Origin of the sequence: Burkholderia sp. SIMBA_062 (genome assembly GCF_046534765.1) — a bacterium.
In the GTDB taxonomy this organism is placed as follows: Bacteria; Pseudomonadota; Gammaproteobacteria; order Burkholderiales; family Burkholderiaceae; genus Burkholderia; species Burkholderia ambifaria.
On the sequence record NZ_JAWRYD010000012.1, the window covers coordinates 159031 to 176661 of the forward strand.

The 17631-nt window shown below is 59.3% G+C and carries 8 protein-coding genes; all 8 read right to left on the bottom strand.

The window, feature by feature from the left end:
* Positions 1 to 16: 16 nt before the first annotated feature.
* Positions 17 to 4066, bottom strand: a complete 4050-nt coding sequence (locus tag SB786_RS15760; protein ID WP_410728238.1) for a TOMM system kinase/cyclase fusion protein — start codon at positions 4064 to 4066, stop codon at positions 17 to 19.
* The gene (locus SB786_RS15765; RefSeq protein WP_410728240.1) at positions 4063 to 5064 is read right to left on the bottom strand and encodes an FHA domain-containing protein; all 1002 of its coding nucleotides are present in this window, start codon (positions 5062 to 5064) and stop codon (positions 4063 to 4065) included. The genes SB786_RS15760 and SB786_RS15765 overlap by 4 nt, the downstream gene beginning before the upstream one ends.
* A 1160-nt stretch (positions 5065 to 6224) precedes the next feature.
* On the bottom strand, positions 6225 to 6824 hold the full coding sequence (locus SB786_RS15770) for a hypothetical protein (protein ID WP_175824219.1): 600 nt from the start codon (positions 6822 to 6824) through the stop codon (positions 6225 to 6227).
* A 99-nt stretch (positions 6825 to 6923) separates the two neighbouring features.
* Entirely contained in the window at positions 6924 to 7688 is a 765-nt protein-coding gene (locus SB786_RS15775; protein ID WP_410728243.1) for a DUF4238 domain-containing protein, read from the bottom strand.
* A 39-nt stretch (positions 7689 to 7727) separates the two neighbouring features.
* On the bottom strand, positions 7728 to 8102 hold the full coding sequence (locus tag SB786_RS15780; RefSeq protein ID WP_410728245.1) for a DUF4238 domain-containing protein: 375 nt from the start codon (positions 8100 to 8102) through the stop codon (positions 7728 to 7730).
* A gap of 176 nt (positions 8103 to 8278) precedes the next feature.
* A complete protein-coding gene (locus SB786_RS15785) occupies positions 8279 to 9322 on the bottom strand; it encodes a DNA helicase UvrD (RefSeq protein WP_410728246.1) in 1044 nt (347 codons plus the stop codon).
* Positions 9307 to 10875, bottom strand: a complete 1569-nt coding sequence (locus SB786_RS15790) for an ATP-dependent nuclease (RefSeq protein ID WP_410728247.1) — start codon at positions 10873 to 10875, stop codon at positions 9307 to 9309. The genes SB786_RS15785 and SB786_RS15790 overlap by 16 nt, the downstream gene beginning before the upstream one ends.
* Before the next feature lie 374 nt (positions 10876 to 11249).
* On the bottom strand, positions 11250 to 17615 hold the full coding sequence (locus SB786_RS15795; RefSeq protein ID WP_410728248.1) for a hypothetical protein: 6366 nt from the start codon (positions 17613 to 17615) through the stop codon (positions 11250 to 11252).
* Positions 17616 to 17631 lie beyond the last annotated feature (16 nt).

A 17631-nucleotide genomic window follows, 5' to 3' on the forward strand; every position in this document is an offset into this window, starting at 1 on the left:
TGACGATTGGAACTGCTTACGGCAACGACTGCAACGTCGCTTCGGCGAGCCTGGCGATGCGGCTCATGCCCGCCATCGTTGCAATTTCGACTGCGCGCCGGCACGCGTCCAGCGCGGCCACGCCGCCGAAGCGCGGATCGGCCCGGCGCAGGTACTCGCACTGCTTCAGCAACAGCTGGGCTTCGTAATACCGTTCGCCGGTCGACTCGCACCATGCGAGACATTGCCGGATCTGCGCGAGCGCGGCGTCGTAGTCGCCGCGCCCGGCATCCAGCTCGGCAAGTAGCGACGCGTAGTAGGTCAGCCCCAGCAGGCCGCCCGACTGGCGCTGCGCATCGAGATGCGCGACGACGCCCGCGCGATCCTCTTGCGCCCACGCATGGATGATCGCGGCGTAGTGCCCGACCGCGCGCAGCCGGTGTGCCTCCGACAGGCGAAGCAGCGCTGCCGACAATGAGCGCGCCGCGTCGCGATCGCCCGCGAGCTGGTACGTGCGTGCGAGATACAGCATCGTGACGCCGAGCGTCGGCAGATGGTCGAGGCAGGTCGCGCAATACACGGCTTCGCGCGCCATCGCGAGCGAGGCCTGCGGGTCGTCGTCCATGCACCAGCGCACGCTCGCCAGCGATGCCATCGTCCATGCGCGCGTATCGAGCCCCAGGATGCGCCGGTGGCCCGCGTCGCGCCGCACGTCGTAGCCGGCCAGCACCGCGTCGAACGCAACGCGGGCGCGTGCATAGTGGCCGTCGACCCACAGGCTCATGCCGCGCATCGCGTCCGCCGCGACCTGAACGCCGGCATCGCCGCGCTCGGTCGCGAGCGCGTCGAGCCGCAGGCCGATCCCGCGCACGGTGGGACGATCGCCTGCGACGTGGTAGTAGGTCGACAGCGTCCATAACGCACTGATCTCGAGTTCCGGATCGTCGAGCGTCTGCATTTGCCGCAGCAACTGCTCCGCATGCTCGCGCACCTGCGGATCCGCCCAGCCGAATCGCGCCATCGTCGCGTGCGTCAACGTGGCGCGAATACGCGCACTGTCGTGCTCGCGCTGCGCGTGGTCGGCCGTGCCGAGCCACTCGAACACGGTCTGCCCGTAGCGGATCGCGTCGTCGTACCGGGAACGTTCGAGTGCGCGGCGCGCCGCGTCGATGCCGTGGGCGATCGCGTCCGCGCAAGCGCCCGCGCGCGCGAAGTGCCCGGCGACGCCGAACGCATGCGCACCGGCGCCGCGATCGGCTTGCGCGACCAGCGCACGGCCGACGCGCGCGTGATTGCCGCGCCGCACGGCCGGCGGCATCGATTCATACGCGGCATCGCGAATCAGCGCATGGCGGAACGAATAGAACACGCGATCGCGCCGATGCTGCGCATACACGATCCGCTCTTCGAGCAGCAGCCGCAGATGCGCGTCGAGCGTGCCCCGATCGTGCGGCGATGCGTCGGCGAGCAGTTGCGCATCCACCTCGAGCCCGATGGTCGCGGCGAGCTGCGCGGTGTCGCGCGCGCCGTCGATCCGGTCGAATGCAAGACCGAGCATGCCGCCGAGACTGAGCGGAAGCGGATAAGGGTCCGTTGCCCCCGGCCCCGCGGGCGAGCCGTCCGCGCCGCTCATCGTCAACTCGCGCGCGACGGCCTCGATAAACAGCGGGATGCCCGCCGTGCGATCGGCAAGCTGGTCGAGCCACGCCGGATCGAACGCGCCCTCGCCCAGATGCGCCGACAGCAGGCGCTGCGCGTCGTCGCGCGGCAGGCGGCGCAGCACCACGCGGTCGGTCGCGCCGCGCCAGCGAGCGAGCTTGTCGGGACGCGACGTGAGCACGATGCACAGGGCCGCCGCGCGCGGCGAGCGCTGCAGATACGCGAGAAAGTCCTCGGTCGAGCGATCGATCCATTGAACGTCCTCGATCACGAGCAAGACCGGCGCGCCATTGCCCAGCGACACGATCAGTTGCTCGAGGACATCGAACAACGCGTGCTGCTCGCGCACGCTCGACCACAGGAGCCCCTTCGCGTCGCAGGGCAGCCCCAGCCAGGTCGCGAGCGCGACACGGGCGGCCGCATGATCGCAATCGAGCGGCGCGATCATCGCGTCGATCGCCGCGAGCGCGATGCCGGGCGGGCTATCGGCATCGATATGCCAATGCGCGCCGATGAACCGCAGGACCGGAAACAGCGCGTGGTTCTCCCGCTCGGGCAGGCACCCGCAATGCGCGAAGGCGTGGCCCCGGGCGCGGACGGCCTCGCACAGCGCGTGCACGAGCCGCGACTTGCCGAGCCCCGCGTCGCCGACGACGAGCCGCGGCACACCGTGCGGCGCCGGCTCGCCGCGCATCGCGCGACGAAGGCGCCCTTGCGTTTCCCGCCACGCATGCAGCAGCGCGTCGAGCTCGCGCGCGCGGCCGACCATGGGCGCACGCATGCCGGCGTCGAGCGAATCGAACGGCGTATCGGCGTGCCGCTCGCCGAGCAACTCGTGAACCGGCTGCGGCACGAGGCCCGCCCGCGCCAGCCGCAACGCGGTCGGCCGGAAATCGGCATGCCGTTCGAGCGCGAGCCGCGCATCGTCGCTGATCAGAATCTGTCCGGGCCCGGCCAACCGCAGCAGCCGCGACGCCGCGGCGGGCGTCGAGCCGCCCGACATGTGCGACGCATACGCGAGCGCCTGCCCGACGTGAATCGCGGCCGCCACTTCGACCCGCCAGCTGTCTCCTGCCCCGGCAACGCGGCCGCCGGCCGCCGCCGGCACCGGCAGTCGCGCACGCCCGGCTACCCGCACGATGTCGAGCGCCGCACGCACCGCGCGGCGCTCGGGCCGGTCGATATCGCCTTGCAGGCCGAAATGGAACAGCAGCGTGTCGCCGAGCCGTCCGCCTGCGTGCGCGCCGTAACCGACGGCGATATCGGCGCACTTCGTCAGCCACTGTTCCTCGTAGCCGTCGAGCGCATTGCCGTGCTCGGTTCCGGCATGGCGTTGCCGGCCCTCTCCGGCGATCGTCACGCAACAGCACAGCGTGGTGATCTGTCGGAACTCGCCGAGCGCGGCGGTCGTCTCGCCGTGCGGTGCAAGCGGGCGCGGATGCATCCGCCGGCCCGCGCGACCGGCATCGAACTGGCCGACGAGCGCCGCGAAGTTGAGCGCGCGAAACTGCGCCGCGAGCGCGTCGGCCGACGCGGCGCGCTGCTGCGGATTCTTGTTCAGTGCGTGCCGCAGTACCGCGCCGAGCGGATGCGACGCGATCGATGGCGGAAGCGCGACATCCACGGGGCTCAACTGCTGATAGAGGATGTCGGCCACGCTCGCGCCTTGCATGACGACATCGCCCGTCAGGCATTCGATCACGATCAGGCCCCACGCATAAAGATCGCTTGCGGGTGTCGGCGGCTCGTTGCGCAATTGCTCCGGCGCGCAATAGGGCGGCGAGCCGAGCACCTCGGTCGCCAGCGTCGCGGTGTCGCGCTCGACGTCTTCGGCGCCGGGCAGCAACGCACCGATGCCGAAATCGAGGAGCTTCGCGTGCGGCCCGTCATCGGCCATCGTGATCACGATGTTCTGCGGCTTCAGATCCCGGTGCACGATGCCGCGCCGATGGGCGGCCGCGAGCGCGTCGAGCACCTCCGTCATCAGCCGCCCCGTGTCGACGGCCGACAGCGGCCCTTGCGCCGCGAGCCGGTCGCGCACGGTGCTGCCCTGCACCAGTTCGAATACGGCGAACAGCCGCCCGTCGGGCGCTTCCCCCTGATCCAGCAGGGCCACGATGTTCGGATGCCGCAGCGCCTCGCACAGGCTCGTCTCGCGCCGAAAGCGCGCACGCCGGCGCGCGCGCTCCGCCGCGCTCAGCGCGGCATCGTCCCGCATCAGCTTGATCGCGACATCTTGCCCCGTCTCGCCGCAGGTCGCGCGAAACACCACGCCGTTGCCGCCTTCGCCGAGCAGCGCGCCGAGCCGGTAATGCCATTTGCCGGCAAGCGCCGCGAAAGGCGCGGCATGCTGGTGCGGCGCAACGGCGTCCGGCCCGGCTGGCGGGCGAAATGCGGTCGGCAACACGGCCGGTTCGCGCGCGTTCACGGGCAATGGACAATCGGGGCCGGCGCCGCACGCTGCACGCCGATACGCGGCCCGGCGGCCGGCACCGACTGGCATTCGAGGTGCTCGCCGCGCATGACGCGGAACGAAAAATCGCCGAAACGGACGCTGCCGCGCCGGCGCTCGACGAGCTGGCGCGCGCCCAGCCCCGGCAACGCCGCGAACTGGCTCCGGGCGCGGTGAATCTGCACGTTGACATGGGACGTATCGATGCCGAGCATGCGTGCCAGCCGGTCGAGTTCGATCCATCCTTGCGTGGCGGCGTCGTAGCCGGCCTGCATGTCGGCCGCGCGTGCGCGGGCGAGCGTGACGAGGCTGTAGTGATGGGCGCGCTCGCCGAGGTCGACCACGCCGCCGCGGACATGCAGCAGCATGCGCACGTGCTCCTCGTTCCGGCTGACGAAGAATTCGAGCAATTGCGCCGGCGCGGCCGGATCGGCGGGTGCGGCGAGCATCACCGTCGAGCCGTGGCGCACGAGTGTGAGGCGCCACGCGAAGTCGCCGGTCGACACTTCATCGCCGTCGTGGAGCGCGCGTGGCGGCAACGTGTCGTCGCATAGCCATTCGCCGGCCGGCGAACGGACGATCGTGACCGGCTGCGCGGCCGGGGCAGGCAGGATCTGGCGCGGTGCGAGCACGATCGGGGCCGCGGCGCCTCGTATCGGCCATAGCGTATCGGCCGGATCGTCGAGCGTATCGATACGCCACGGTGCAATGCCGGCCCTGCCGAAGCGGATCACGTCGCCTCGCTGCAGCACCGCGTGCTCGCCGTCGCGCAACGCCACGCCCGATACCGACGTGCCGTTGCTGCTGTGATCGTGGAGTTCCCAAAGCCCGCCGACCCAGCGGATATGGGCATGGACACGCGACACCGACCCATCCCGGATGACCGTGTCGCAGCGCGTGTCGTCGCGGCCGAACACGTGATACGCGCGGAGCAGGCATGCTTCTCCCGAAGAATCGTTCTTGAGTATCGCCATGGCCGCCCCGTGTCGGATTCGCCCGGATCGCTCGCGTGACGCATCGACGCCACCGGACAAGCGATTGATTCAATGATCGCGAACGCTGCCGACCGTTCGCCGCCTCGTTACCTGATTTTCCTGGTCAGCTTCCTTTCCAATCGTCGCCCGGCGCGCCGCGCGTTATTTCGTTAAATTGAATTGTCGATCGCTTTGTTGTTTTAAAACCGGACAACCTGATGAAAATCCTGCCAAATAAAATCATGCACTGCAACCGGAATACCCGGCGTGGCGGTTTTATATTGCAATCCTTCACATTTCGACCAATTTTTGGGATCGTAAATGAAGGGTCGCATTCTTCATCACCGCGCAAATGACCGCCGGACAAGCGCTACAACGGTACGACGTCATTGAATGACGAGATGGATTTGGCGACCTTTGCTGTCGCGGACAATTTGTTTGATCGGGCGATAATTAAATTCAATAATTTCCCGAATTTAAACAATGGTCGTCGATGTTTTTATAATCGACATTGATTAATTTATTCATAAATCCTGCTGCGCCACCGGGAATGTTTCGGGAGATCTCATCGGCAAGCGCGGGCGTTACGATAAATTAATTGAATGACCGCAACACCGGATCCGGCATCGGCCGTCCGGTCGCCGGGAGCGGGCCGACGACGACATCGACGGAACGCGCCGACAGGAATCCGCGCCGCGGGTTGTAGGTTCGCAGAAAAGGTGGCCTCCGCGGTCCATACAAATCAATGATTTGGCCGTCTTTTCTGCGAATTTTCCCGCAACGATGTGGCAGAAAAGATGGCCTCTCCCTACAAAATTCGCAGAAAAGTTGACCTCCGATCGAACCCCAGCCTAGAAGTTCTTAAAATCAAAGACTTGCGCGCACGGTTGGCCCCCCAAAAAAGGTGGTGCTCATGGATCGAGACGGTCCGACCTACGCCGCATACGAGTTGCCGAAGCCCTGGTTGCTTGAGGTTGACGGCCCGATGGCTGGCTCGCGTCTGCTATAAATGTGTGCAGAGTCTGCAAATAGCTAACAGCTAACAGCTAACGACCACTTCCGTGATCAGATGAACACTTCGATACGAAGGCCACGACGAGTGTTCGCGCTTTGTCGATTCGATATGCAGAGCTTGGTTGGGTGATCTCGCCCAAGCATGTTCAGAACCTGAACTGAAAGTTGAGCGGCGGCAATAGTAGTGCGGCACGAAATAGTGCGGACAGTTTCACAAGATCCTTCGGCTTGTAGCGCAAGTCGTATGACTGTGGGTGCGGCACGAAGAGATACAGCCCGAAGAGGTTCGTGCTCCCCTCGACGGGCAGCCAATCAATCCACCCGTGCTTAGCAACAAACCGACTGTCCTCAGACAATGCCGGCTCGTATGATTCAGTCCTGCAAAGTCCAGCGGCAACGCGCAAGCCCAAGAAGAACGTCACTCGATCGTCGAAGAGACCAGAATCCGAGTTTCTCTGAAGAGTAATCGCCGCACGATCTGAATCAAACTCGGAGAATCCATCCTTGCTCCTCCCTGGATGGACATCGAAAACGTTGCGCATCTCGAAGCAACTTGTCAGCATGTCCGCCTCTGCAGCAGCCCCAAAGATAACAGCCGCCAAGTTTTTGGTACTCTTGGCATCAGCGAACCAGGATAGCGTCGGTGCCTGCGGCGACGGTGCCTCTCCAATAATGAGTGGCCGGCGACCGAAACGGTGGGTACGCATGTAAACCCACGGATCCCAGAATGTAATTTCTTCTGTCATTTACCAGACCTGAGCGATTTTATGCTCTTCGTGCGTCAGTTAATGCAAAAATTGCCACTTCCATCGCAAACGAATCTCACGACCACCGCCAACACATAATCAGCGCGCACGCTCCTTCCAAAAGGGATTAGCGCTGTGCGTGGTAACGACGTGGCTGTATCGGATGTAATTCAATCCAGTCCCGTTCGTGTAGACAACACCTGGGGCCCTCGACCGAAGGAACGCTGGCCATCGTGTCGGGTGCGGGTGGAGTGTCTGCATGTGGAGAATTGCCTTGCCCTGTCGTGTTTCGTCTGTCGGCTCAACAACACGATATCTAGAGTGAGTGTGACTCGATCCCTCCTCATCCAAAATGGCGTAGTTGACTCTATGCTTAGCCTCTAGTCGTCGGTCAGCACAGTCTGCAATTTGTCGCCGCACTTCACCTTCAAATTTTGCGTCGTGTACATACAGATTAGCAAAGCAATTCATTATCTGATGCTGATTCAGCGCTTTCACATCTCCGGGACTCCTAGTTTCGACCCAACCATTATTGTGCTGAACACTATACACATCGCCGTCGTAGGCAACAAAGAGAATATCTGGAGTCAGTGGCATAAATGCCAGAAAACCCGAGGATGACGATCCAAACGAACATCCCAAAGCTCGACGGTCCTCAAGATACCAACGATTTGTTGCAACAGCAGGATCATCAGAAGTGAAGAACGGTACGTCCGTTCTGTTCTTTACGAGACAAACTTTCAGATCATCTACACAGTCGCTTACGTCGACCACCGTCTGCATCGCAATTTGTACAGCCTCTCGGATACCAAATCGAAATGAAAGCAGCTCCTCACCCAGCACCGCATCAGTGGATGCGGCCATTTTTACTGCACGCTGCGATGCGGCTTCAGTTCTCAGATGCTAGAGAGCCCAAGAAAATCTGAGCGAGTGCCGGTCGGCATCGTCGAGTTCATAGCCGGGTTGACGGATCCTGCGCAGCAGGCTCGCGTACGCCGTTTCACTACCCTGTATTGCGGCCTCTAGCTTGTCATCTTGTCCATAGAAATACGATCCCGAACATTGATGCTTAACGGCAGCATTTTCAATCAATTTTGCCCTGTCGATATTGAATAAATTGATGGTGACATTTTCCTCGTTCTTCGTGAACGATCGCAAATAACAGCGAGGAACAAAATGTTGATTTTTGTTGGTTGCCATAGACAAGTTACTGAAGTTCGGGTGCATACAGTCGCCGCATCGCGCTGTGTCGCACTCAACCGGGAAGAACTTCGCCATGAAATTGGTGACCAAATTTTGCCACCGGCCCAATCGGAAACACTATCATATCGTCGACACCATCAAAGGAGAAAGAAATGGCAACGTATACCTCAGTACGATAGAAGCCGATCCTCCTGGATCGCCGGCGATCTATCGCGGAAACTCTAAACGCTAGCCCCACATCGCGATGAACACTACCCAACTCGCGTACGTTTGTGTTTCTTAAAAAGGGCATCTGGAACGAAAGTCAAATTACCACGTGCTCGTGAACATGCGACATAGAGCTTGTTTCGAGTCTCCGGATTGAGGGCGGCCAACGTTCCAGCCCTCCAAGCAGCTAGTGCAGCAGGATGCAGCACCACACATACATCCCCGTAGTGGTCGAGACCCTTCGATGCCCCCCAGTTCTGCGAGTAGCAATCATATTTGTAATGCTCTTGCAGAAAGAGCTTCACGATATTAGGCGCTTCGTAAAGTTCTTGCGCGACCGCACGATCCTCTACCAATCGAACGTCAGTGATCGTGTCCGAGTGCGACTCGATCTGTATCCCGATCTGCGCGGAGATGAAATCGCATACCGACTTGCTGCATCTCCGGCTTTTCATCAGTGACGTGAGATCTACCTCCATTTTTGCCGCTTTGAAGCGCGCCTTGTACGCTTCGTAGTCGACGTGGAGATTGGCGTTCACATTGCCGTCTCTGCTCGTATCGTACGTATGCTGATAAAAGTCACCCACAAACATACACTCGACGTCGCTGTGGCACAGCAGCATCAGCAGATTGAAATCATGTCCAGCAAAGTCTTGTACCTCATCAACGAAGAAGGCATCGAAGTACTTCTCGATTCGAGCGATCACATCCTTGACCGTACCCGTTTGCTCCACGTACTTTGCAAGTCGGTGGTGATATAGCCGGCGCCCCGAAGTCATATAGCGCCGATCATCCGCGACACCAAACATTGGCCCCTTTTCTGGCGGCCGCTGGAATGTCACACCCTTTGTGCGCTTCTCCGCCAGCAGGAACGGCCGATAGCAGAACGAGTGTAAAAATGTGAAGTAGGTATAGAGGACTATATTCTCCGGAAAATATCCAAATTTCTGGATGATTCGGATTCTCAGATTTTCCCTGTTTGCCTCTGTGTATGTGACAAGCAAGACGCGTCGCACTTCGTCCAATTTCTCAACAATCTTATATGTTTTTCCCGAACCGGCGACGGCGAAGATTACTGTCTTATCCATGCAACCGCCTCCTGAATGTAGGCCGGTGCCACAAGGAGATCTGATTTCTTATCCAAAAGCTCGAACGCTGCCTCCGCCTTGTTGTTCAGCATGTATTCCTGGACGGTAAGTTTCTTTCTTCCCGCCGCGAATTGATCCTCGCACACGTCTTTGTTGTCTTCGTACATGCAGATCTCGAAGGTTGAGCGCTTGTTGTCCGGATCGGCGAATATTTTGATCGTGGGCTCCTGATAGTCAACGTAGTTGTCCACGCACGTCTTTCGATACTCCCCGTCGTTGTCACGAATTGCTGCCACCTTGATCTGAAGCACCTTGGCGAGATCGAAATAGCGCTTGAAGCTGGTACCGTCAACAGAGATGACATGTACCCCATCCTTGTCCAAGGAACCGCCGTCCCCGTGCTTCTTGTAGAGCGCCTCCATCAGAATAAATTCTGCGTCTCCTTCGACGAGAATAGCTCGCTTACACAGGGCTAGCTCGAGTACGTTGTTATCCGGAGCTTTCATGAAGAAAGTTGCGGTATCGGGCGGAAGTTCCTTCAACGGCATCGGGCATGAAGGATCAGTCTCGCTGAGAATGACTGCCTTCCGTAGATTCAAGCGAGTGCAGATCATGCTGCTATGCGTAGCGACGAAAATTTGCTTCTTTGTCGCACTACTGATCCGGTCGACAAGTTTTCGCGTGTGAACGTGACTGAGATGATTCTCGGGCTCTTCCAATAGGACAACGTCTAACGTGTGTTCGCGGTCCCGTAGCGCGAACTCGATCTTGATGAAGCACTGGCGCCCCTTCCCCTTGCTGTCGATGGGAATGTCGCTTTCGGTAATCATGATGTCCGTTTCAATGCTGGCCCTGGGGCTGCTCCTGACACCGAACTTGTAGTCAGGCAACTTGTCGTTGATGTCGGACAACACGGCGTCGCGGAACCTGGTCTTGGCGTTCCGGTACTCCAGCCCGTGACGGTTTCGCTCCAGTACGGAGGCGTTAGCTTGGTACATTGATCGCGTGTATTCACGCGTCGCATACTCATTGTTGATCTGCGAACTGTCGATTAGCAGATGCTTAAGTGGTTTCTTATAAGGATGAACCGAATTTCCACCGAATGTCAAAAATCGGATTGCGTAGTACTCGAACGGGAAGCTCGAATTTCGATCCTTCAGGACTTCTTCGATATGCTTGGTGTACTCATCTACAGGTTCGCAGATGAGTTGGATTCCGTCCAACGCAACATCTCGTTTGCTGTGGTTCTTGCCGTTCAACTCAGGATCGGCAAACCCGTCGAGATGAACCTCTACGGTCATCGTCGGCAAATCAAAAATCTTGCGAGCACCACCCATGAATTCTTCGATGCATGCTGCATTAAACAGAGACTCCAAGCCAATTCCTTCGACCTTACTGCGACTCGCACTCATTACCAGATCCAGTGCCTGCAGAATTGAACTTTTCCCTGCTTCATTTCCCCCGATCAGAATATTCAGATCCGGGTCAAACTCAATCTCCAATTTCTTGAAGCGCTTAAAGTTTTTTAGTATGAGCTTTTTGATGGTCTTCATTCCCCGTGCCTTTCGCTGTGTGATTGCTTCGACTCCGATCACACCAATCGTACCCCACGACAAAGGGACATGAAAAGCCGGACACAAGTAAAAAAGGCCAACTCATCGAGTGGGCCTTTGGAGAGGTGGGGCGGAAAGCAAATCGCGGAACAACGTCCAGACCGAGATGCTCCGCTCCCTGTTTTCTTTAGTGAATGTGAATCAGTCGCAATATTATTGAATTTGTATCGCATGCGGCCACGACACGCTCACTCATTGCGATGAGAACATCTGCTCACATCGTACCATTTTTTCGAGATAGACCTTCCGGCTTCGGGAAACGGTCCGGCCGAGCCGCTTGCACAGCACCTGCCATTGAGACAATTCAGGCGCAGCTAGTACTTCGATTCGTGCAGCTCGTTGGCCCGGCCCGGGTAAAAACTGATTACGAGCGACGGAGTCACACGCACCACTCCGGTGGTATGCCAAAACCGAGAACGCTCACGACCGTAGCCTTCGTTATAGCTCCGCAAGCGAACCAACAAGAGCAGATCCGCGTCGTTATCAGCGAGATAGTCGTGAATTAAGGATGCGCGGCAGAGGAGTCGTGCTCCCATAGCTCGGCGTTCTCGCCTGTGGCTAGAGTCCATCCACACTTCAGAGCGCACCAACACCTCGCGTGATGGGTTCACCCACGCACGGCCAAACGCATCGGTCGATGTAAGCTGCCCAAAGTCAATGGCTGCCTGGCTCAGTCGTCGACGCGAGGCGGCCGCCGACGCGCCCAACGAATCGGCCTCATCCAGCCGAGCATCATCATCTGGCACCACGATCCACGGCAAGTATGGCGCGTTCCGCTGCGCCTCGGAAGCATCGTCGTCCTCATACGGTCGAAGTCGCGGAAAATAGGCTTGAAAGGGATCTGCCGCGGCGACGGCCTCGGCCAAGGCGACACTCTCACCGCGTGGCGCTAAAGCAGACATCACGCAGATACCAATGCCCTCCGTTGAATTCCAGTCTCCGTCCACAACTAACCAGTCGCCAACTGCCGACTCGATCCCGAGCAACGCCTGCAATGTCGCTGAATCACTTGTCAGTTCGACACCCTTCTGACCCACGACACGCAGCGTGTTCCACGTATCGACGGGCTGCCAATCCGTGCCATCTGCCAACCATAGGCCGTCCGCATGCGTTAGAACCTGACGCCCAAGCCATTTTCCCCACGGATCGTTGTCGTCGTACGGTCCGCGCACGACAGGGTGCCCAGCGAGTAGATCGCCAGCGACGCCATACAACGCATGCCAGCATAGCTGCTCTCCGTACGTGTGATAGTCGGGGTTGATGCCTCTGACGTAGTCACGACCAGACTGCAATCTACCCTTTGTTTCGTGCATGTGCGTGATGCCGGCGTCATGTCGACGCACCCAAACAGTCACGGCATCCACCGTTTCCCAATGCGGATGTCTGAATAGGTTGGCCATGTGCGCGACGTCGTCTTTGTCGAAATCATAGTCCAGATGTAACTCCGGCTTGGGTCTGTCGACACCTTCGGGCCGCGATCGCCGATATGAATTGCCTACATAGTCCTTCGACCGCTTGAACGGATAAGGGGAACAATTGACCGCGTCCAATACCTTCATCTTGGATTTTGACAGCGTAATCTCTCCGCGTTGCACGCACGCGTTCAGCGCCCGAGCGGCGAAGTGCTTGCGAAGCACATGTTTGTCCAATGGATCAAAGGCGATCTTCTCCAGAAATGTGCTGTGCCGTGCGATCTCAGCAGGCGCTTCCGGAGCGATCCGAGCCATGGCGATCAAAAGCCAAAGCTGTGCGTGCAAATAGTAGAACGGCAGTTCGGGCGCCTGAAAACAGGGAGAACAACGTCGATCGAAGTGCGTGATGACAGCGTCCAGTACGTCAGCACGACTTAACCGAATCGCGGTACGCAAACTGTGGGCTGCCATCCATCGTCGCTCGCCCACCGGAGAACCCAACACAAACCAGATCAACCCAGCCGTCGTTTCGACAGGGTCGCCGTTCGAATACAGCTCTGGCTTCCAAGGACCATCCTCGGCACTGGAAGCAAGCTTCGCCGGACCGCTTTGGAGCAGACGAGTCAGCGCCGTCTGACCCACGCCCGGCATCGCCAGCTCGTTGAACTCCGCAGCAAAATTGAGCCATACGGATGCAGGAACGGGGGATTTCGGATGCGATAGCTCTCGAATCAGAAACATCAACAGCGTGCAGCGATCAACGCCACAGACATCCTGAAACGCCTTGACGTGATACGTCGACAAATAGTCCGACGAGATGAACTCGAGCGCGTTTTCGCATACGATGATTTCAGCGCAGTCCCGCAATGCCTTACTTACAGCCAAAGATGCGCCAGACCACTGCTCCTTGCACTGCCGAAGTTCATATTCCTTGTCGTATAGGTCGAGCAAACCTTGACGTGCGATGAGCTTGATGTACTGCGGCCAGTCCGAAAATGCGACTTTCGCCCTCAGCACATCAAGTACGTCACGCGAGAATCTCATCCCAATTCGCACGGCACAGGCCGCGTCGAGCGCGCGAGCCACCGAAACGTCATCGAGTGGGTTCAGATCGGCCGCGAGGGCCAAGACAGCAGTCCGAGCTGCTGCTTCCTCGCTCTGCCGTTCGACTGCACTGTGCCTGGGTTCGGATGGACGCCAGTTATTGAGCGTGTTGTAGTCGTCACACGCCACCTCGATCCTTTCAGCTGCAGCCAAAAGGTAACCGCATTCCCGCGAATTTTCGCCCAACACATTCTTAGCGAACTGTGCGAGAACGCGTGGGGTTTCAGAGCTCAACGAGCCTGGATTATTCTGCAGATACTGAGCAACGAGTTCGCGCACCAGGAGCACTTGGTGCCTACAGACCTTGGTCTCGAGCGTGGCAACCAACTGCTCGGTGCCACAGACATAGAGCTCGGCAGGGTTGGAAAGTCGCAGCAAAATCACGGCGAGGTCAGGATCGAGCTGGTCATCTTCGACCAAAGCTCGCAGATAGGGCAGCAAAGTGTAATCGAGCGAAATTCGATCGCGGTCTTGCCACCGCGCCAGTTTCGCCAAACCTTTCAGCCCAGACGCCCTAGACATCGCATTTCCAAACATGCCCCAGTGGAACTTCCGCTCCTCCCCAAGATTGAGTTCGCAGATGTTGGACAAGGCGTGACTATCTCGATCGTCAATATGGTCGCCTTTCAGCGTGCTGGCGAGGTGCATCAGTCCGTCCACGAATCGGTAATCACCGGAACCGATTGCGTCCAACTGATCTAAGCCCCGCCTGAAGTACTCGACCGCCTCGGAGGGACTTGCCACAGCCAAGGCTTGGCCGAGGCGGGCAAAATGCTCCGCGCGCTCCCCCACTTCATTTTCCTGTTCTATCGCGGTGCTCACTTTGACAGCAAGCGCACCGGCCAATGCCTGAAAGGCCGGGCGAGCGGCCAGCAGTTCCACCAGCTCAATGATCTTCGGCACCGGCGTTGCCCCGGGTTCGGCGGCAGCGGTAACGAACGTCGAGAGTTCCGATGGGTTCACGTCGAGGTTTGCAACGAGCGCGAGGGTCAATAGACGCTCCCCAACCGCGTTGTGCTGTCGCTGGGTATTCTTGCTACCGGAGTAATGGTCTTCCTTGACGCGTAGCTGTTTCCACAAACTCGTCAGTGGCGACAGGGTGGCCGCAGCACGACCGTGTCCACTACCCAAGGCCTGTGCGAACGCATTCGCGACTTTCACCCAAGTCGACAGGTGTTGATCGAGGAAGCGCTCCGCCGACGTCTTGTCATCGTAGCTGATCCGTTCTTTGGCATCAGGCGACTTGCCCTTCGCTCGGTATTCCGCTTCGAGCACTGCTTGAAGTTCTTTGCGGAATTCGCTTCCACGGGTGTCGGCCGGAACTTTTTGAGCAAATTCGATCAGTTCGCGTGGTAGCAAGTGCCGATCATAGATCGGCTCACCGTCCGCGATACGCGCGATAACCTGCCGCGCCACAAACGGGTAGACCTCACCGGCCCAATGGGGCTCCCGAAAGGAGTGCAATGTCGGCGGCACAGGAGGCAACGCATCAACAATTGCCTTGGCCTCCACTGGCATTTCCAGCGCGATGGCGGCCGCTGCAGCCTCGAGAAGGCCTCGAACGATTGCCGGTTGGCCGGTTCGATGGTGGTCTTTGCCCAGATCGACCGCTTTCTCGTTAGCGCACACTCTAGCCAGAGTGACGATGAGGTCACGCCTACGATTCTCGTCGCTAGTCGCGTACCGAACGGCCGCCGCCAGCGGCCCGAACGTGTTCAGGCTGGCCAAGTACCGGTCCATAACATCGGGGGCGAAGAGGAGCCTAGATTCGGGGCGACTCGCCATTTCAAACGTCGCCTTCGCGACATCATAGGCGTACCAGTCAATCCACCCCTCTAAGTCATGCGCCGCCGCCTCACCGTTGCCGTTCGCTAAATGGCAAAACGGGATTGCCGCCATATCCATAACCGTCGGACTGGCACGGTCCTGAAAATGGTCGGGTTTTTGCTGATAGTAGTGCGCGCGCCACTCGGAGACCCATTGCGCATGTCGGACGGCGTCAGCGCTCTCGCCCATAAGCGCGTGAGCAATAGCGAGGCGTGCATGGCGAGACCCTGCCCACTTGGTCCGAGCTTCGAACAGGCGTCGCAATGAGTCGATATCCCGCGCGGTCACGACGAGATCAGGATGATCCAGCAGGTACTGGGTCCCGCGCTGATCTACCGAAGCCAGCGTAGACATTTCAACCAACAACGGCACCAGATGATCGAGTTCGCTCTCACGAACCGAGTGTCCGACCGCCGCCCTCAAGCGCGCGTGGCGGATCGCTTGCTGCCCAACCTTGCTGGTGATCGCTGTCGGCAACCTTTCGTCAAACGCCAGTTGAAACAGGCGATCGCCATCCGACAACTGCAGGAGCAGTTCCGGCAAGGTCGTGGCCGCGTAGACCGAAGTCGACTGCATCGCGAGAAGATTGTCCGCCAGGATACGCAACGTCGTTGCATCGGCGGCGTAATCGTGCCTAATCAAAGTCTCCGTTGGCTCGTCACGGAACATCAGCCCATGGCTCGTTTGTTCAAGCAAGGGGGCCAAGTCGGCAGCGAAGCTCCTTACGGCGCCCTCAGGCATGCCATTGACCTGAGCAAACTCTTTAAGAGGTACTGGTGGCGGCAGCGTAGCCAAGCCCGCGAGAAACGCTCGAATGTTCGCGTCGGTGTTGCCCAACCTCCTCGCCTCGACCAGCGCATCCGAGATGCGCTGTCGGATCAAGTCGTCGAGCTCAATGAGCTTCCCGATCTCAGACGGCGCAAGTAGGTCAGGCTCCTTGGCTAAGTGCTCGAGGACACGTGCGTTTCCCAGCGAGCGGGATTGAGCGACCTGCACCATCGCTTCTGTCAGTTTCGAAATACGGGAACCCAAAAACGTATGCGTTTCGGGCTCCGTAAACGGCCGAAGCTCCAGTTCTTCGCAGGACGCACCGCCTGTCGCAGCTTGGCGTCGATGGCTGCGTGCGCTGACCACCACCTGCAGGCCCGGAATTGGTATCCCGTGTTCCAGGCTTTGGAGCAGTAGCTTCGGAAAAGCATCCTGGCCACGATCGCGTGCGAGTTCGTTCGCGTTGTCGATCGCGTCCAAGAACAAGATTAGTTGCCGGTCGACCGAGCCGAGGCGTAGTGTGGCGACCGCCTGCTCTAAGCGCACGCGAAACGCACGAACAATGTCTTCGCTGTTGCTCGTCGAAGGGAGTAGCGGATCGCACAAGCCGCGGCAAGCCAAGTCATTGGCAATGTGGACGAGCCCCCGGCCGGGCAAGTGTCTGGCATCGTCAGGGGCGCGGTATTGCCCCATGCCGAAGCAGTCGAACAATACTGTCTCGTGCGACGACGACAGTCGGGCCGCTAGGGAGGTCATGAAGACAGTCTTGCCAACGCCACCTTCAGCGTGGACGACCAATGGCTTGGTGAGTCGGGGGATCCGAGCGATGGCATCGTCCAATTGCACGCGATCCACGATCGCACCCACCTCCGGAAAGCTTGCCGGACAAGGTAACAGGTCACGGTCATCGGAAAGTTGAAGCGCAGCGAAGACATCGGTGCGTGCGATTACGTTGCGGTGCTGCTTCGCGAGCCCAGCCTTATCTCGCGCCATCTCTCGTATGCTATTGAGGCGAATGGCCGCCATGTGATCACGTGCTGGTGACCAATCAGCCAGCGTGATGGCCAGCTGCTCCTTGTTGGACCGCAGATCGCCGGTCAAACCAACCATCACGACGCGCGCCGCGAACTCAGCGAGATCCTTGCCTCTCAGCTTGCAAGCAGCTGTGATTTGAGTTGCCTGTTCTTTCGTCTCACCGTCGAGTAGGTCGCCTCGAGCCAGACCAAGCAGCGCGTTGGTGAAGACTGCTGCGATCGGGCGATTCGTAACCAGCTCGAAGCGAAGCTTGTCGCGCGCCGTCTCGGTGCCATGGTCGCGCTTGTGCGCGCGATAGATTCCCGCGAATTTATCCAAGGTCTTCTTGGCATCCGACACACGGAAAGGCTTAATTTCCGCAGCCTTGGAATACTTCACCTGTACGACTACGACCTGCCTCGCTTCGGAGAACGTCGCGCGCCGACCAAAGTAGAGCACCGCATCGGCAATTTCATTGGCCTCGGCAGTGACAAGCTTCTGATCTTCTGTGCCAAATCCTTCGATGGCGATACCGACAAGATCGTCTCTGGGCAACAACAATCCCAGACAT